Origin of the sequence: Thermoflavimicrobium daqui, assembly GCF_003313465.1 — a bacterium.
Lineage (GTDB): Bacteria > Bacillota > Bacilli > Thermoactinomycetales > Thermoactinomycetaceae > Thermoflavimicrobium > Thermoflavimicrobium daqui.
Genome location: NZ_KZ845666.1, coordinates 339599 through 358693 on the forward strand (window position 1 = coordinate 339599; position 19095 = coordinate 358693).

17 protein-coding genes and 1 riboswitch are annotated in these 19095 nt (G+C 37.3%); of the genes, 2 read left to right on the plus strand and 15 right to left on the minus strand.

Annotation, left to right across the window (positions count from 1 at the left end):
- Positions 1-20: 20 nt before the first annotated feature.
- Positions 21-887: a MurR/RpiR family transcriptional regulator gene (locus DL897_RS09655; protein WP_113658933.1), complete on the minus strand. Its 867-nt coding sequence runs from the start codon at positions 885-887 to the stop codon at positions 21-23.
- Positions 884-1798 (minus strand): N-acetylmuramic acid 6-phosphate etherase, encoded by a 915-nt coding sequence (gene murQ, locus DL897_RS09660; protein WP_420824129.1) that lies wholly within the window; start codon positions 1796-1798, stop codon positions 884-886. The genes DL897_RS09655 and murQ overlap by 4 nt, the downstream gene beginning before the upstream one ends.
- A gap of 429 nt (positions 1799-2227) precedes the next feature.
- On the opposite strand from murQ, the gene DL897_RS09665 reads away from it, so the two are divergent.
- Positions 2228-3016: a fibronectin type III domain-containing protein gene (locus DL897_RS09665; protein ID WP_113658935.1), complete on the plus strand. Its 789-nt coding sequence runs from the start codon at positions 2228-2230 to the stop codon at positions 3014-3016.
- Between the two features lie 63 nt (positions 3017-3079).
- On the opposite strand, the gene bluB is transcribed toward DL897_RS09665, so the two are convergent.
- The 6 genes from bluB to DL897_RS09695 form a co-directional block, all read right to left on the minus strand.
- On the minus strand, positions 3080-3745 hold the full coding sequence (bluB, locus tag DL897_RS09670; protein ID WP_113658936.1) for a 5,6-dimethylbenzimidazole synthase: 666 nt from the start codon (positions 3743-3745) through the stop codon (positions 3080-3082).
- Positions 3746-3943: 198 nt separating this feature from the next.
- A complete protein-coding gene (locus tag DL897_RS09675) occupies positions 3944-4750 on the minus strand; it encodes a MetQ/NlpA family ABC transporter substrate-binding protein (RefSeq protein ID WP_113658937.1) in 807 nt (268 codons plus the stop codon).
- A 13-nt stretch (positions 4751-4763) separates the two neighbouring features.
- Positions 4764-5420: a methionine ABC transporter permease gene (locus DL897_RS09680; RefSeq protein WP_113658938.1), complete on the minus strand. Its 657-nt coding sequence runs from the start codon at positions 5418-5420 to the stop codon at positions 4764-4766.
- Positions 5413-6387, minus strand: coding sequence for a methionine ABC transporter ATP-binding protein (locus DL897_RS09685; RefSeq protein ID WP_113658939.1), 975 nt, complete (start codon positions 6385-6387; stop codon positions 5413-5415). The genes DL897_RS09680 and DL897_RS09685 overlap by 8 nt, the downstream gene beginning before the upstream one ends.
- A gap of 75 nt (positions 6388-6462) precedes the next feature.
- Positions 6463-6574, minus strand: a riboswitch (SAM riboswitch).
- Between the two features lie 568 nt (positions 6575-7142).
- On the minus strand, positions 7143-7781 hold the full coding sequence (locus tag DL897_RS09690; protein WP_113658940.1) for a sugar transferase: 639 nt from the start codon (positions 7779-7781) through the stop codon (positions 7143-7145).
- Between the two features lie 176 nt (positions 7782-7957).
- Positions 7958-8899 (minus strand): NAD-dependent epimerase/dehydratase family protein, encoded by a 942-nt coding sequence (locus tag DL897_RS09695; protein ID WP_113658941.1) that lies wholly within the window; start codon positions 8897-8899, stop codon positions 7958-7960.
- Between the two features lie 444 nt (positions 8900-9343).
- Here DL897_RS09695 and DL897_RS09700 point away from each other — a divergent pair, with 444 nt between their 5' ends.
- On the plus strand, positions 9344-10309 hold the full coding sequence (locus tag DL897_RS09700; RefSeq protein ID WP_168188744.1) for an LCP family glycopolymer transferase: 966 nt from the start codon (positions 9344-9346) through the stop codon (positions 10307-10309).
- A 42-nt stretch (positions 10310-10351) separates the two neighbouring features.
- Here DL897_RS09700 and DL897_RS09705 read toward each other — a convergent pair whose 3' ends face one another.
- The 7 genes from DL897_RS09705 to DL897_RS09735 form a co-directional block, all read right to left on the minus strand.
- Positions 10352-11467, minus strand: coding sequence for a glycosyltransferase family 4 protein (locus DL897_RS09705; protein WP_113658943.1), 1116 nt, complete (start codon positions 11465-11467; stop codon positions 10352-10354).
- A gap of 19 nt (positions 11468-11486) precedes the next feature.
- Positions 11487-12890, minus strand: a complete 1404-nt coding sequence (locus DL897_RS09710) for an O-antigen ligase family protein (RefSeq protein ID WP_168188745.1) — start codon at positions 12888-12890, stop codon at positions 11487-11489.
- 20 nt (positions 12891-12910) lie between these two features.
- On the minus strand, positions 12911-14368 hold the full coding sequence (locus DL897_RS09715; protein ID WP_113658945.1) for a lipopolysaccharide biosynthesis protein: 1458 nt from the start codon (positions 14366-14368) through the stop codon (positions 12911-12913).
- 132 nt (positions 14369-14500) lie between these two features.
- Positions 14501-15247, minus strand: a complete 747-nt coding sequence (locus tag DL897_RS09720; protein ID WP_113658946.1) for an acyltransferase — start codon at positions 15245-15247, stop codon at positions 14501-14503.
- Positions 15248-15259: 12 nt separating this feature from the next.
- Positions 15260-16573, minus strand: a complete 1314-nt coding sequence (locus DL897_RS09725) for a nucleotide sugar dehydrogenase (RefSeq protein WP_113658947.1) — start codon at positions 16571-16573, stop codon at positions 15260-15262.
- Between the two features lie 176 nt (positions 16574-16749).
- Positions 16750-17856, minus strand: coding sequence for a DegT/DnrJ/EryC1/StrS family aminotransferase (locus DL897_RS09730; protein ID WP_113658948.1), 1107 nt, complete (start codon positions 17854-17856; stop codon positions 16750-16752).
- A gap of 114 nt (positions 17857-17970) precedes the next feature.
- Positions 17971-18999, minus strand: coding sequence for a Gfo/Idh/MocA family protein (locus tag DL897_RS09735; RefSeq protein ID WP_113658949.1), 1029 nt, complete (start codon positions 18997-18999; stop codon positions 17971-17973).
- Between the last annotated feature and the right edge of the window lie 96 nt (positions 19000-19095).

Genomic DNA, 19095 nt, shown 5'->3' on the forward strand with positions numbered 1-19095 from the left:
GTCTCCTCCTTGTGAACGAATTATTTATATGTCCGATCCTTCAGATATTTCACAGCCTGTCTAGTGTGGTCAATATGCTTTATCATTGGTTCGTAATCTTGTGATATTAAACTAAAAAAGAGTACATCGATACAAAATAGCTGAGCCATTCGAGAAGCCGTCGCTGCACTTCGAAATACGGCTTCATATTCTCCAGATACTTTTAATGATACATCTACATGATTATCGATCGTTCGAAAACCAAACTTAGACAGACCGATCGTGTTTAATCCATATTTTTTAGCTAAAATTAATAAATCAATCACTTCTTTTGTTTCACCTGAGTAAGAAATTCCAAATAAAAGATCAGAAGAGTTGGCATTTGCGAGAAGCATAGCAATCATATGTGTATCTGTAAAAGCAGTAGCATGCTTATTTAAACGTAAAAATTTATGCTGAGCATCTTGGGCAACTATTCCCGAAGCACCCACACCAAAAACATGAATCGTTTCAGCTTGATTTAGCAAATAAAGAGCTTGCTTTAATTTAGCTAAATCCAACAAACTAGCAGTATCTTCAATGACTTGAATATGATTTTGAAGCGTTTTGTCGATGATGGATTCGATCTTATCTTCCGGTTCTATATCTCGATAGCCTAATGGGGTAGGGGTATTCTTGGCCAAATCCCCAGCCAAGCGGACTTTTAAATCGGGTAAGCCCTTTAAACCAAGAGATTTACATAGACGAACAACTGCAGCACCACTTGTGTTTGTCGATTGTCCCAATTGTTGAGCACTCTGATTTAGGACCTCATGTGGATACTCCAAAATATATTGGGCGATTTTCCTCTCAGAAATCGGAAGCGCTGTCAAAACAGAATGAATACGTTGAAAAACACCTGTTGTCATCTTTCATCTCCTATTTTAATAGCAGCTCGTACATCCCCTTGAGCTTGGTTAAGACGCTGTTTTGCTTCTACTATGGAAGTTCCTGTTTGTAACATCACGATTGCTATCTTTACTTCATTGTTGGCTTGCTCTAAAGCCTGTCTTGCTGTCTGTTCATCTACTTTTGTCAAAGTACGAATGATCCGAATAGCCCGTTCATATAATTTATGATTGGTTACTTTCACATCGACCATTAAATTTTCATATACCTTTCCTAAGCGAATCATCGCTGTTGTCGAAATCATATTTAAAATCATTTTATGAGCTGTAGCTGCTTTAAGACGTGTTGAGCCGGTCAATACTTCTGGTCCCACCACCACATCGATCACTTGATCTGCATAATGACCCAACTTAGAGTTGGGATTAGCAGTAAGAGCAACTGTTTTGGCTCCTATTTTTTTAGCATATTGAAGTGCTCCAATAACATAAGGCGTTCGTCCACTTGCTGCAATACCAATCACCAAATCTCTCTCATTTAGATCCAATTGAATTAAATCATTTTCTCCAAACGCTTCATGATCTTCTGCCCCTTCAACCGCCTTAGTAAATGCCTCTGTTCCACCTGCTATCAATCCAATCACTAAATCAGGTGGCACACTAAAAGTGGGAGGGCATTCAACTGCATCCATCACACCAAGCCGTCCACTTGTGCCAGCTCCTACGTAGATGATCCGTCCACCAGCTTGCAATGCTTCTAATGCCCTGTTGACAGCGATTTCAACATCGGATAATACTTCTTTTACTGCAAGAGCCACTTTTTGATCTTCCTCATTCATCACTTGTAAAATTTCCCTTGTAGAAAATGTATCGATCTTCATCGTTTGCGGATTTCGTGCTTCTGTCGTAAGTGTCGATAAGTCTTCTTTCATCATCCATCTCCTTTTCTCTACATAAAAGTTCTTAATTATATAGTATAACATCGAATATTCTAAAACTTGCCATTTTATTATAACCTATTTTAAAACCTTATTTCAATAATTTTAACTTCATATCAAAATATTATTTTATATAATCCTTATTGATAATAGTAAGCTTTTTATACTTATCATTAATAGACTCTCTTATTATTCCTTATATAAGAAGATCTGCATCAATCATTTGATGATTCAATATCCCCCTATTATATTTTATTTATAAATTATATGATAAATACTTGATTTAATTTTTTATACATAAAATATTATATATATGCAATCCAGTATCTAGTATTTATATAGATACGATTAGAAATCGCATGTATATAAATACAATACAACACATCACAATACTAGATTCATTTATTTATTAAGGGAGGGGAAGAAATGACTTTCAGAAAGAAAGGCAAACAAACATTACTAGTTTCAGCACTCACTTCCACATTTATATTCAGTGTATTCCCAACATTAACACCAAATTTAGTAAGTGCCACAGCTGTATCTAGTAGTGATACAACCTGCCAATATCCTGCATGGAACGCAACGACAGCTTATAGTGGTGGGAACCGTGTTTCTTATAACGGTAAAAATTATGAAGCCAAATGGTGGACACAAGGAGATCAACCTGATCAAAGCGGTGAATGGGGGCCTTGGAAATATATAAGTGATTGTAGTGTCCCAGATCCCGATAAGGAACCACCATCAGCTCCTACTGGCTTAACCGTAACCAAAACAACCAGTTCTAGTGTTACCCTTACCTGGAAAGCTTCAACTGATAATATTGGTGTAAAAGGTTATGATGTATATCGTGGTACGACTCTTGTCGCTAGTGTAAGCGGTACCACTGCAGAAATAACCGGATTAGCATCTGATACAACCTATACATTCACTGTAAAAGCAAAAGATGCAGCTGGAAATGTTTCCTCTGCAAGCAATGAGATCACGGCTAAAACGGAGCCTGGCAACTCAGTAGAAACTCCACGGAGATATGTTGCTTATGCAAGTACATGGAATACAAGCCTCTATGATTTAAAGACAGAAAATATCCCCAATTATATCACCAATGTAAAAGATTATGGTGATAAAATCGATTTTATCAATCTCATGTCCTATGACGCTGGTGATTACCACTTAAAGGAGATTGTAACCAAACAATCCCCAATCTTCCAAAGCTAATACCATAATCAATAGCAAGCTATGAACAAAGCTGCAGAACTAACTACTTCTGCAGCTTTGCTCTTAATTCAATGGATACTCTTTGCCCCATTGATTTTCGTAAACTAATGTTTGTAAAGAAAGACGTGACTTCCAACCAAGCTTTTCTAACATAGGTTTTTCAGGGAATTCGAGTGGGTAACCCATACATAGGTAGGCGACTAGTTGTACATGAGCGGGTAACCCTAAAATCTGTTCAACTTCTTTTTGATTCATTAAGCTCACCCAACCTATACCAATCCCTTCTGCCCTAGCTGCTAACCACATATTTTGTATCGCGAGACAGGTACTATATAGATCAGTTTCAGGCATAGGACTTCGACCCAGTACAAACGGTGCATCCCGATTCCGATCACAGGTTACAGCTAAATTCAAAGGTGCCTCCATAATTCCCTCTAACTTAAGCATACGATAAAGCTCTTTTCTTTCATCTTGAGAAAGTTTATCGAGTTGGTCTTGGTTTGTTTCTTCAAAAGATAATTTTACTTTTTGTTTAATTTCATTTTCGGTAATCAAAATAAAATTCCAAGGTTGCATAAACCCAACCGACGGAGCATAATGTGCTGCTTCCAATATCCTTTGTAGAACATCTTTAGGAATAGGAGAATCAGAAAAATGCCGAATATCCCGACGGGACTGAATTAATCGGTATATCACAGCGATATCCTGCTGTGAAAAATCCTCACTCATGAAATCACTCCATTTCTTAATATAGGGTAAAACAAACACTTCTGATTGTAGATATGGATAAGCCTTGGAGGATGTATATTATTTTATATATATTATAAATAATTTTATAATATATTGGGTATCCCAAATAAAAACATAATAAAAAAACAGACTCCCCAAATGTCCATAACGAGGAGTCTGTTCAGACTTAGTTCAATCTTAAAAAGCAGGTACAACAGCACCTTTATACTTATCTTCAATAAACTTCTTAGTATCTGGTGAATTTAAAGCTTTCACTAATTTTTGAATGGACTCATCTTTTTCTTTACCTTGTTTGGTTGCTAATACGTTTGCATAAGGAGAATCTTTGCCTTCAATAAATAAATTATCTTTAACAGGATTTAATTTCGCTTGAATAGCATAGTTAGTATTAATTACTGCTAAATCTATTTGATCTAAAATACGTGGCAAGAGAGCGGCTTCTACTAGTTTAAATTTAATTTTTTTTGGGTTTTCTTTAATATTTCGTTCTGTCTTATTTCCATCACGATTATCCAGTTTAATTAATTTTTGATCTTCGAGTAACAATAGGCTACGGGTTAAATTACTTGTATCGTTAGGTAGAGCAATCGTTGCTCCTTCTTTTAGTTCATCTACTTTCTTTATTTTTTTAGAGTATGCCGCCATAGGCTCGATGTGTACATTTGCTACTTTTACGATATGGTATTTTTTTTCTTTATTGGTTGCTTCCATGAAAGGAACATGTTGGAAAAAATTTGCATCCGCTTTACCTTCCTCAACCAATGTATTCGGTGTCACATAATCAGGACGTACTTCTATTTTTAAATCAATCCCCTCTTTCTTCAATTGAGGTTTAACATGCTCCAAAATTTCTGAATGAGGGATCTGTGAAGCAGCAACTGTTAATTTTTTTGCATCCGCATCACTTTTACCTCCACCTGCTCCACATGCTGTTCCAAGAGCAGCTACGATTACCGCTGTAAATAATACTCTTAACTTTTTCATATTTATTCCTCCTTTATCTCTTATCCAATTTTTTACTAACCCAATCACCAATTCCTTGCACAATTTGTACCAGTATAATAAGTAGTAAACTACAAACGACAAGCATTTGATCATTAAATGATTGAAAACCAAAACGAAATGCCGAATCTCCTAAACCACCGCCACCTACAATTCCAGCCATCGCTGAGTAAGAAATTAAGGATACACAAGTGACTGTTAATCCAGAAACGATGGCCGGGAGCGCTTCCGGTATGAATACCTTACGAATAATAGCTAACTTACTCGCTCCCATTGCTTGAGCTGCTTCAATCACACCTGAGTCAATCTCGCGGATCGCCGTTTCTACCATTCGGGCGTAAAAAGGAGCGGCCCCTGCAATTAGCGGCACTGTAGCTGCTGTCGGTCCCAATGAGGTGTTGAGAAGAAACTCTGAAACTGGAAATAACAATAAAACTAGTACAATAAACGGAACAGCACGTAAAAAATTCACAATCAGTCCTAAAACACGTTGTAAAGCTATATTTTCCCATAATTGATCTCGATCTGTAATGAATAACAATACACCAAGGGGAATCCCAAGTAATACAGTGAAAAGCGTCGAAATACCGACCATATAACATGTTTCTTGAGTGGCTATCCAAACTTGGCCCCAGTCAACCTGCTCAAGCATAATCAATCACCTCCTGTTCAGATATGTTTAGTATGATTTTATCCTTTACTTTAGCGACATTTTCAGGCTTACCTAGCAAGCGGAAGGATAGCGAATGATCATCGGATACAGAGTCAATCCCCCCACCTATAAATTGAATGGATACCTGATAAGTACGAGCGAGTTCAATCCACTCTGCAAAGTGCACTTGCTTCTTAAAAGGAATCGTAAAAATCTCATGACTATTCTCTTCTTTTTGTAAAAACCTTTTAGTAACAGGATGCTGAGGATTTTCAAATATATTCTTAGTTAGACCTTCCTCTACAATATCTCCATCCTCCATTACCGCCATCTTATTACAAATCGACTGAACTACGCTCATTTCATGTGTAATCAAGACCAAGGTAATGCCTGTTTCTTGGTTGATCTCCTTTAACAAATTTAAAATCGAAGCTGTTGTTTCTGGGTCTAAAGCAGAAGTCGCTTCATCACAGAGAAGAACTGCCGGATCATTAGCTAATGCTCTAGCAATGCCTACTCGTTGCTTTTGTCCACCTGATAGCTGTGAAGGATAAGAATCAGCGCGATCCATTAATCCAACCCTCTTCAATAAATGATCTACTTTTTCGGAAATTTCCTCTTTTGGAAGTCTGGCAACTTCTAATGGAAAAGCGACATTTTCTCTTACTGTTCGTGACCACAATAGATGAAAATGCTGAAAAATCATCCCGATTTTCTGTCTAGCAAGGCGCAATTCTTTATCACTCAGCTTAGAAATCTCTTGATCATTAATGGTTATGGATCCCTTAGTTGGTTTCTCTAATCCATTTAACATCCGTAGTAAAGTACTTTTCCCTGCTCCACTATGACCGACGATTCCAAAAATATCCCCTTGATTAATATTTAAAGAAACATTTTTTAATGCTGTTACTTCAGATCCTTTTCCACGTGCAGGGTATATTTTACTCACCTGATTGATTCGGATCATTTATTACTCACCACCTTATAAAAAATCCCTTTGCTAAGAGAGCAAAGGGATTACCATAATTTATGATAACACCTTCTCTCATCTCTCAGAACACTTTTTGTTCCGCAGGAATTGGCACCTTTTCCATCAATCATGGACGGTTGCCGAGGTATCATTGGGCCTGTCCCTACACCTCTCTCGATAAGAGAACGGAAATCGTATTCAATTTTAACCGCTGTAGGTAATACTAGCATAAAATAATTCATAAAGTCAATACTAATATTTCAATTAATAACATCGGTCTATAATGAGAAGCTATCTTCTAAATCAGCTGCTCTACGTTTTCTTTTGCTAAGCAAATACAATTCATGCTAAATTTAAGTATGATCTGGGTATATCATTGTATAATGTAAACATTTAACCCATATAACAGCAAAACGTGACGCCGTGTAACAAAGTATTTTCAACTATTACCCCTAGATTACATTTCGTTTACATTATGCTTAGAGTTCACTATATCGCCTAATTTTAGCATATAATAAATGACACCAAGAACTTTACTGGAGGTGCCCCATATGAACTACACGGTTGTTGGCAAATCTTTCTGGATTGGAATTATCAATGCCATTTTACTAAGTGTACCGCTGTGGTTTTTACTTTACATTTGCATTCGCAATCTATTTTAGGATATAATACGGGACACCTGGGATTAATTAGTAAAATATGTAACCTTTTTCATATAAAAAACGGGTTGCCATTTTATATTGACAACCCACTTATCTTGCACCACTACCTGTAAATACAACCCAAACCGTACGGAATATAATTCTTAAGTCTAAGGAAAATGACTGATTTTGAATATAATACATGTCAAGCTCAAACTTTTCGGCAGGAGTAGACTCATATCCACCGTTAACTTGAGCCCATCCAGTTAATCCTGGTTTAACCATCAGACGTTTTTTAAAGTCTGGAATCTCTTTCGTAAATTCTTCTGTAAATAACGGACGTTCTGGTCTTGGACCAATCAAACTCATATCTCCACGCAAGATATTAATAAGCTGTGGAATTTCGTCGATCCGAGTTTTACGAATAAATTTTCCTACACGTGTCACACGCGGATCATTTTTCGCCGCCCATTGAGGCCCATTCTTCTCAGCATCAGTGCGCATGGAGCGAAGTTTAATGATAGAGAAAGTTCTACCACCTAATCCAACACGTTCCTGCTTATAAAATACTGGACCAGGAGATTCCAACTTAATGGCGATCATTGTCAGCAGTAATACTGGTAAAGTAATGATCAGCAAAATGATGGAAAAAACAAGCTCTAATCCGCGCTTTACGTATGGATATAATGAAAACTCGTCTACTCCTGAATATGCGCTTGAACTGTTTCCATAGGCCAATTTCGAACGCATCCGTTATTCACTCCCGCTCTTTATATTATCAACTGCTTAAGCGCATTCGATTACGAATATGACGTTAATATTACATTTATATTTCATTAGGATTACTGGTTACAAGTATACTCTAGTTCTTTCAGATTGACAATAGACGATTTGTTACAAAATTAGTTTTGGGAAAAAGACTTGTCTTAAATTTCCTTTTTTCCCATTTTACGATACAAGTTGGCATAATATTCGTAAGTACGACGAAGTCCATCTTCTAAGGAGATCTTTGCATTCCATGAAAGTTCCAACTTTGCTTTATTAGGGTTAAAATAACTATGCTTAATATCTCCTGATCGATGATCCCCATATTCTTTTTTTACTTTTTTATTTATTACCATTTCAAAAAGGTTAATCAGATCATTAAGTGAAGTAGAGACTCCTGTACCGATGTTTAAGATAGAACCATTTCCTCCATGAATCGCGGCTAAATTCGCCTTGACTACATCTTCGACATAAATGTAATCCCGTGTTTGCTCGCCATCGCCAAATATGGTAAAGGTTCGATCTTCCAATATTTGATTAATTAGAATGGAAATAACCCCACCTTCTCCATGTGGCTCTTGTCGTATCCCATAAATATTAGCATAACGTAAAGCAGTAAATTCTAGTCCATATAAATCATGATAAGCTGCCAAATAATGCTCAGGTGTATGTTTAGAAATCCCATATCCCGATAATGGTTGAACTGGATGTTTTTCATCAATTGGCAGATACTGTGGATCGCCATATACAGCTGCAGAGGAGGCATAGACAATTTTCCGAACCCCATATTGTCGACTTGCTTCTAATAAATTTAGCGTTCCTAAAATATTTACTTTTGCATCAAAGATTGGATTTTCAACAGACTTAGGAACTAATACCTGCGCAGCTTGATGAATGACGACTTCAGGCTTCTCCTTCTTAAATACTTCAAACAGCTTGTCATCTGTAATATCTACACGATAAAATCTCGCAGAAGGATGAATATGCTCTTCTTTACCAGTAGATATATTGTCCACGATTACAACTTGATCTCCTTGGGCAATTAAGTGATCTGCAATATGCGATCCCACAAAACCAGCGCCACCTGTTACTAATATTTTCAATTGTAAACCCCCTTTGTTAGATCAAGCAATTGCTTATTTCTCTATTCGGCATATGTAGTATGCCTGATTTTTCATCATTCTAGATTATCTTACCCCAGTTCGAAACAGATGCAAAGTAAAAAAGAGGCAAGATTACTGGACGTTAGCTTACTCTACAAAGAGGTACCCAATCCTTATTGCTTCTCTTACATCCCCAATAATCAGTCAATCGAGTTTCTTAAGGATTTTCTCTTAAAAACTCTTCCCTAACGGGGAATCATTCGTTCCACAAGCGACTCACTGCTTTATTGAAGGATCATCTAGGTAGAGAGTTATCGCTTACTAATTGTTACCTCTGCATTTTTATACATACAATCATTCACTATACAAATAAATAATAGTAAAAGGTAAGATACAGCTATAAAGCGACAGTAAATAATGATAAGAGAATGGGGCAGCAGTATCATGTCAAATTCAAAACCAATTCGTAAAAAAATGTATCGGATACTTACTATTATTGGAGCCATCTTTTTAGTCATTATCATTTACTATGCTTATGTTTTATACACGACTGCTCATCGTGCATACGAACCTCCCAAGCAAACAAAGTCGGACAAACGTACCCAAATGGTTGATTTTTCGGAAGACCCAATTTCTTTATTATTACTAGGTGTTGATCAACGTCTTGGAGATATCGGCAGAGCAGACACCATTATTTACCTAGCATTAAACCCAAAACAAAAAAACATTTATCTCACAAATATCCCACGTGACACCCTTGTTTACATTCCTAAACACGGTCAAGATAAAATCAATCATAGCTATGCTTTTGGTGGAGTGGATTTGGCAAAACACACCGTCGAGCATTTCCTCGATTTACCTGTCGATGGTTATGTAAAAATCAATATGCAAGGGCTTGAAAGTATGGTAGATGCGTTAGGAGGCATTCAAGTCCATGTTCCATTTAATTTTTCGTATCATGGATCGAGCTTTTATAAAGGAAACATGCATTTGAATGGGAAACAAGCGCTTGCCTTTGTACAAATGCGGAAAGAAGATCCAGAAGGAGATATTGGACGGAACAAAAGACAGCAAGAAGTTATTCGTGCCATTATCCATAAAGGAACACAATTTCGCTCTTTAACAAAATTAGATGATATGATGGAACAGGTTGGAACACAGATTCGAACGGATCTATCCCCATGGAAATTGTTTACTTTACAACAGAATTACAAAAACATCTCTGATCAAAATATGACTTCCCTATCTTTCCATACTGTTCCAGTTACACGTCATGGGGTTTTTTATTGGATGATTAAAAAGCGAGAAGTAGAGAGAGTACGTACCATTTTGGCTAGACAATTAGAGTTAAGTATGTCTTCAACTATTTCTTCAGATATATCGCACAAAAAATCCCTTATAACAAAATAAACGTACATTATCCTCAAACAAAAAGAGACCTTAATGAGGCCTCTATCTTTCTTTTAGCAATTTCCCATATAATGCTAACAATTTCTTTTCTTCAACTTGCCAATTATAAATCTCTTCATGTGCACGACGACCACTTTCACTCAATTTTTGATGCAATTTTGGTTTACTAAGTAACTGTGTAACCTTCTCTGCTATCTCCTCGGGGTTTAGTGGATCAGCGGTAAAACCACACTCGCTTGTCTCAATAATCTCTTTCCACATCGGAAAATCAGAAGCAATTTGAGGCAAACCCGCTGCCATATATTCAAACATTTTAATAGGTAATGATTCGAGGTAGTTCTGACTTGGATGCAGACAAACTAGTCCTACTTTCCCCTTTGCTAACCATCTTTTGACATCATCGAATGGTATTCGCCCATGCAAATAAATATTCTTTTGCTTCAACTCTTGTTCATTTTGATCTTGAGGCGCAATATGTTGTAAGGGACCGATAAAATGTAGTTCAGCTCGTAATTCGGCTGGAATATAGTCCATCATTTGAATCATTTCCCGATAGCCACGTAAGTAGGAAACTCCTCCGACATATAGAATAAGGTTTCGCTCATTGTCCTCTCGTTCTACTTTTGGCATTGGTAAAGGATAATTTTTAACAACGGTCACATTTTTTGCCCCTCGAAATTGTTCAGCAATCGGTTCTGTAGCTGTAATTACGGCTGCTAATTGACGGGCAAATCCCTTTTCTACTCGATGGACAATACGGGATAAAGGTCCACGTAACATTTCGGGAATCCATGGTTTCGTATGAATTTGTTTAGGCAAGTCTTCATGCGAATCATAAATCACTGGCTTCTTAGTTTTTTTAGCAATGCGAGCACCCCAAGGCAGTAGCTCAGGATCATGAAAATGAAAAATATCAGCCCCACTGTTTAAAGCTCTCTCAAATAAGATACGACCATTTTCCAGCCTCTTCAGTTTTTTGGCATGCCGTTTGACACCGACTATCCGGACACCTTTCTCCATCTTTTCTTCAAAATCTGCTACCGCATGGAGCTCTACCTCATAACCTGCTTGCACTAATGATACTGCTTGCTTATGAAAAATTCGTGTATCATCATACGGATGAACTGAACTAAAAATCATTACTTTCTTTTGCCGCATCTTACACACTCCTCAGGAGCTAAATATTTATTGATTCTCTTTTCTTTTGCTGTGTCTCTCCTAAAATAATAACTGCAAGAGCTATACCGTAGACCACCCACATCGGTGTATAATGGATCGCTGTACTCGGTGCCACTCCTCCACCAACAAACCCAATCATAGCGATTAAGCTTGATATGGCTCCCCAGCGAATAAGTGGACTAATATAAGGCGAGGATTTTAACCAAGCCAACTTCCATAAACGCCAGCACAACCAGATATACAGAGAAATATATAGTATAAAAATGATGACCCCAAAGTTAACTAACACTTCTGCCCACCAATTATGCATGTTTACTTTATTTACTCTAGGGGCACCTTTCATCAGAGGTTCAATATTCCCCGCCCCTACTCCCATAAAATGACTCTTCTGAAGGAATTTCAGACCATTTAATAATAAATTCAAACGAACAGTTATACTTTCTCCCGTTTCCCCACGTACCACCTTTTTATCTTTATTTTTTGCTGCTTCCATAGCAGGCTTTATATCCTGAATTGCCTTCCATGAACTAAGAATTTTAGCACGTGGATCATGAACTGATTTCTGTACATGAATCAAAAGTGAACTCATACAAATAGCTAGGAGAACCGCAATGATCGCTGCTGTGATCGTTTTGAATACATTCTTCTTAGTTAATTTAGCCCGTTCGATAACAAATGGTATAAGTACAGCAAACAAAATAACCAAGATAGGGAGTACTAAAGCAGTATTCACCCGCGATCCTGTCGCAATTAAAGTAAATAAAGAAAACACGATCGTGATATAGAGAAACCATTTAACCTTTTTGGTAAGTGATAGTATCAGCAAAGCCGCTATAAGAAAGGGTAATGCTAAGGTAATACAAGTTGCTAAGTCGTTCTGATTCGTAAATACAGATGTGATCGTATTGGAAGGATAGCTTTTAGCAAAAACTCCTGAAGAAGGAAGGTGAACTCCAGTTATTCCTTCAAATACAGCAAAATATACAATAAACGCAAAAACGCCTAATAGAATACGACTTATTTTCCAGTATTTCTCTTCCGAAGTGACAAAATACGGAATCGATAAAGTTAAGGAGAGCATCATCACCAAAAAGATTAAATAATGTACGGCAGCCCCCATATTAACAGCCCAAGTGATAGAACAAAGCCCATACAAAAACCAAAACACAAAAAATGCCGTATACCATCGAATGGGATACATATAAAATGCTTTAAAATCCTTATGAATTGTTATTCGCCAGAGTAATCCACCTGATAACAAGATAAATGCAAAGCGAAAAAATGTAAGATTAAAATCCTCTGTAACAGGCACACCTAATGTTGGCCCGAGTAAAGCAAAAGCTACCATACAGTAAAAGATCGTTTCCAATCGTTCCTGTCTCAGGAACAATGACAAATTCACCATTTCTCACCTTTTCTCTCCTAGTTTAAACGAAAGAGTTTTTTTAGATTTAGGACTTGTTTTACAGAAAATAAGCCGCTTGCAAAAACAGCTATAATCGCTATAAACAAAGCCAGTAAATCATATAGCCACAAATGCTGCCATTGACTCATCTGAATCCACGTGATCCCCGTCATTAAGGCGAGATAAACTGTTATATAGATTAACATGGAACGAAATCGAAAATCCACTGGATAAACTTTTTGATTTTGCCAATACACTAACACTATAATCACTAAATAGGCAAGAATATTCATAACACATACAGCCCAAATCTTAAACATGGGTGTTAATAATAAGCAACCTAATAAATATACAATGGCTGCTACCATAAAAGCATGTGATATCGCTTTTGTTTTCTTATGAATTAGAAGACCAACCCCAATAATTAAATGTAGAACGTTTAATATGGTTCCAAATGATAACATCCACACATATTGATAAGCTTCAAAATACTCTGGTTTATTTTGACTAGCTACCCATTTAACTAAAGGTTCAATTACAAAGCTAAGACACATAATCGCAAGCGAGCCAATAACCAATCCACTTCTCGCCACAATGCCATACAACCTCGGAGCATCTTCTCGATCTTTGATAGAAATTGAAAAAGGTCTCCATGCTAACTGAAAGGGTGATGTTAATAATGCAATAACGGAGGCAAACCGTATAGACGCTTCGTAAATAGCGGCTTTTTCAGGTGATACCATATGATAAACAATCGGTCGCGAAACCATATTCATCACCCAAAATACCATAAGTGTGGGTAAAAGGGGAAATCCATATTGTAGCAAATTTTTGAAGTATTGAAGTGGAACACGAAAAATAAACTCTCTGCGATACAAAATCAATAATATAATAGAAATGATCCCTTGACCTAACAACTGACCATAAAAAACACCATAGAGCCCTTGCTTCAATACCACTACAAAATACATACTTAGTACAGATGAACCAATCACGTAAACCATACTAAAAAAAGTAAAAAACCATTTTCTTCGCTCATAGCGCGTATAAGCCAGTAAATGTTGAATAATAATCGCGCCGAGTGTAGCCAAAATAGCTATGGGAATTACCCACTGATTTTTCATTCCTGACTCATAAAGTATACGAGACAACGGGCCACTAATTCCTAACGAAACAAGAAAATATAAGGTGCAAACCATACAGCTAAATACCATCGTCGCTGTTAAATATCCTCTTTTCTCCTGCTTCGTTTTTACATCATGGTAATAAAAAGCGAGAGCGGCATCTGTCCCTAACATAGACAAATAAGTAATAATCAAAGTTAGAGTGTTAGTCATTCCCCAGTCCGCGTATTCAACCTGATTCATATTTCTTAAAAAAATAGGGAACAAGAGTAGTCCCACTAACTTGTTCCCTACATTTGCAATTGCAAAAGCAATAGAATCTGAGAATAATCGCTTAAATAAATATTTCATAGACACACCTCAAAAATAAGATCCACAGCTATAAAAGGCCGATTTATTGATTAGGCTGGCTCATTTCTACTGCTTTAGCCTTTTAGAAGCTCTCAAACACATGGTTTGTCGATTTAAGATTTGACTTCCTGATTAATCTTGATTTTCCAGCTTTTCTCGATCAGGCACATCACGTAGTACACGTGCTGGCAAACCTACATAAACCTTAGCCTTCTCTGTATCACGGTTTACCAGAGCACCTGCTGCAATAAAGCTTTCTTCTTCAACTGTGATGCCAGGTAATAAAATAGAGGCTCCACCAATTCGAGCGCCTTTTTTAATATGGGCACCTTTTACATATTTAAACCGTTCCTTCGTCCTCCCCATAAAGTTATCATTGGTTGTAGTGACTGTTGGAGCGATAAATACACGTTCTTCAATTGTTGTATAAGCAGTAATATAAGCGTTGGTTTGGATCTTAGTATAAGAGCCGATTTCGACTTGATTTTCTACAGCTACTCCGCGACCTATCACTACATGATTGCCGATTTGACATTTCTCCCGAACAGAAGCTTGATCTCCGATCATTACTTCTTTACCAAAAGTACTGCCGCGATAAAGCACTGCATTTGCACCAATCGTTGAACCATCCCCAATTTCCAGTGGTGACAGGTTGGGATCAACCTTTACAGTTGATGCTTTAGCCGGACGTGGCCAACGCCCAAGTACACTATTGTCGGATATATATACATCGGAACCGATTATCGTTCCAGCATGAATAGTAACATTATTACCAATCGTGACACGATCTCCGATGACAACTCCTTCTTCGATGACAGAAAAATAGCCGATTGAAACATTTTCACCTAATTTCGCAGTATCATGAACAAAATTTTTCATTTGCTTCCCGCCTTATAGTTTCTCGTAATCTGCTCGAATGTCTTTCATTCCTTTTAAGGCATTACGTGTATCAAAAATCACATTTGCATGATCTGCAATCATTTGATAATCAAAAGCACTATGATCTGTTGCAATTAATACCAAATCTGCTTCTTTTAATCGCTCTAAGGTTAAGTCAACAGTATGATACATTTTTCCATCCACTTTAAACTCGGAGATATGTGGATCACAAATGGTCATATTTGCTTGATATTTTTCTAGCATCTGAATAATAGGTAAAACAGGTGATTCACGATAGTCATCAATATCTTTTTTATAAGCTACGCCAAGTACTAAAACATTTGACCCATTTAAAGCTTTTCCATAGCGGTTTAAGATTTTCATGGAACGGTCAATGACAAACTCTGGCATTTCATTATTGATTTCACCAGCAACCTCGATCAAACGAGTATGATAATTGTATTCACGAGCTTTCCAAGTTAGATAAAAAGGATCAATCGGAATACAGTGTCCACCAAGGCCTGGGCCTGGATAAAAAGCCATAAACCCATATGGTTTCGTTTTTGCAGCATCAATGACTTCCCAAACATCAATTCCCATTTTATTACATAAAATAGCCATTTCATTAGCTAATCCAATATTAATGTTCCGGAAAGTGTTTTCTAGGATTTTTTCCATTTCCGCTACACGTGGGCTTGATACCTCGTGTACTTCTCCTTCTAAAACGGAACGGTATAAGGCAGCAGCGATTTTTGTACACTCAGATGTTACACCACCAACTACTTTAGGGGTATTTTTGGTATTGTAAATCTTATTACCCGGATCAACACGTTCAGGGGAATAAGCTAAATAAAAATCTTCGCCAACTTTTAAACCGGTTTCTTCTAAAATAGGTTGTACCACTTCTTCAGTGGTTCCAGGGTATGTCGTGCTTTCTAAAACGACAAGTGTACCTACCTTTAAATATTTAGCAATACTCTTGGTTGAAGCTTCTACATAAGAAATATTAGGCTGCTGATATTCGTCGAGAGGAGTAGGAACACAGATTGCACATGCATCTACTTCAGCAATGAGGGAGTAATCCGTAGTCGCTTTTAATTGCCCTTTTTGCACAAGATCTTTTAGATCTTCATCAACAACATCACCAATATAATTCGTTCCTTCATTGACCATTTCAACTCGATGAGGCAAAATATCAAAACCAATTACTTTATATCCTGCTTTCGCCTTTTCTACAGCCAACGGAAGTCCAACATATCCTAAACCAATTACACCGATAACAGCTGTCTTCTCTTCAATTTTTTGCAGCAATGCTTTACTTGTCACGCTACATCCATCCTTTAATTCAGAAATAGTATATTAGAGATTGCCTTGTAAAAATCAGCCGCTCATCGTTTTTAGCTAGAAGATAATCTATCGATTCGTAATTCGTTACTCTTTTATAGCTAAGCATGAGTGATATCTATTAAGAGTAACGAATTACTTGTCAAACTCGTAACAGCTTATCCTTGATAAAAACTTTTGACTGCATCTGCAATGTAGTGGATTGTTTCATCTTCTAATTCAGCATAAAGCGGTAAAGCAAAGGTTCGTTTTGCCATATATTCTGCATTCGGTAAACTACCTTCTTCATATCCGAGATAATTATATACATCTTGCTGATGTAATGGAACTGGATAATAAACCCCTGTAGAAATTCCTTTTTCTTTTAGATATTTCATTAGATCGTCACGCTCTGTCGCTTGAATAATATAAAGGTGATAAATATGACTGCGATTTTCTGCACAATAAGGGGTAACTACTGGAGTATCTTTTAATAATTCATCATAAAGGGAAGCTTTTTGGCGACGAGCCTCATTCCATTGGTTTAAATAGCGAAGTTTCACCCGTAAAATCGCTGCTTGTAATTCATCTAAACGACTGTTATAACCCACAACACTATGATAGTATTTAGGATTGCTACCATGTACACGCAAGATACGGATTTTTTTCGCTAGTTCTTCATCATTGGTTACGACCATTCCACCATCGCCATATCCCCCTAAGTTTTTAGTGGGAAAGAAGGAGAAAGTGGCAGCATGTCCCCAAGAGCCTATTTTTCTTCCTTTGTATTCAGATCCAATCGCTTGTGCAGCATCTTCAAGCACAAACAAATCATGTTCGTTGGCAATCGCTACGACCTCATCCATATTAGCAGGTTGTCCAAAAATATGCACAGGAATAATCGCTTTTGTTTTTTCATTGATTTTCGCTTTAATTTGAGAAACATCAATATTATAGGTTTTAGGATCAATATCAACGAAAACAGGAGTCGCACCAAGCTGAGAAACGACTTCCGCAGTAGCAAAGAATGTAAATGGAGTGGTAATCACCTCATCTCCAGGTCCAATCCCTTTTGCATCTAAAGCAAGTAAAAGAGCATCAGTACCATTTGCTACTCCTACAGCATATTTCACACCACAAAATGCAGCAATCTCTTCTTCTAATGCTTTTACATCTGGCCCCAAAATATAACGACCATTCTCTAGAACATCATCAATTGCACTACGTACTTCATCACGAATTGTTTCATATTGCGCTTTTAAGTCAATTAAAGGAATCTGTTTCATATAAAATTCGCTCCTTATATCATTCGCATTTAGTTATGAGCAGGATGGTAAAAATGAAATATGTAAGCACTAAATTCTTACTTACTCTCAAGAATAACTACAGGCTATTACCCTTTACTTCTTTCTTGCCAGATCTTCCATTTTTACTGCTCTTCCTGTTTCAGCAGACTGTTGACAAGCAATAACCAAGCTCAGTGCTTGTCTTCCCTCTAATCCAGAAACAATAGGCTGACGATTTTCTTTAACTGCTTCAGTCATATCCTGAATGATCCATTGATGACCAGGGATGCCAAACGGATCTGTTTCTACTTTTTTTATCGTCTCTTCTTTTTCTGGCTCCGATATATCTTCAAAGTTCCATGTTTTAATCCAATTTGCTGTTGGACCTCCTATAACTGCTGTTCCTGTTTCTCCAAAGATACTTAGGGATTCCTCAAGATTTTTGGGGTAAATGGTGACTGCTGCTTCTAGCACACCAAGTGCTCCACTTTTAAAGCGAATCACGGAAACAGAGGTATCTTCAGCTTCAATCTTACGGATTCTCGTAGCATGGTAAGAGGAAACTTCCTCTACATCCCCCATCATCCAAAGCAATAAATCCATATTATGGATTGCCTGATTCATCAAAACCCCGCCATCCATTTCTTTGGTTCCACGCCAAGGAGCTTGATCATAATAGGCTTGATTACGATTCCAACGAACGGTTGCATTTGCATGACCGATTTTTCCGAAACGACCACTCTCTAGCATATTTCTAAGTTCCCTAATCGCAGGACGGAATCGATTCGGATGAACAACGGCCATTTTTACATGATTTCTTTCACAAGCTTCAATCATCCGATCAGCAGCTTCAAGTGTTAAAGCCATCGGCTTCTCAACAACCACATGTTTTTTAGCCTCAGCAGCTTGAATGGTTAACTGCGGATGCAATCCGCTTGGTGTACAGATGCATATGACATCTACCTCTGTTTTTAATAAATCAGCTATATCAGTAAAACCTCGAACACCATCTACAGCAAACTCAGCTAACCGCTCTTCATTTGTATCACAAACTGCAAACAGTTCAGCACCCTCTACCGCCTGGATTGCTGCGACATGCTTTTTGGCTATATGACCACAACCAACGATTCCATACCGTATCACAAGTGTCCCCCATTTCTTCAGATGGTCATCCTTCATGTTAAAAATTTCACAGAGTGAGCTATTTTAGTTCATTCAGTTTATATTACAATAACATTA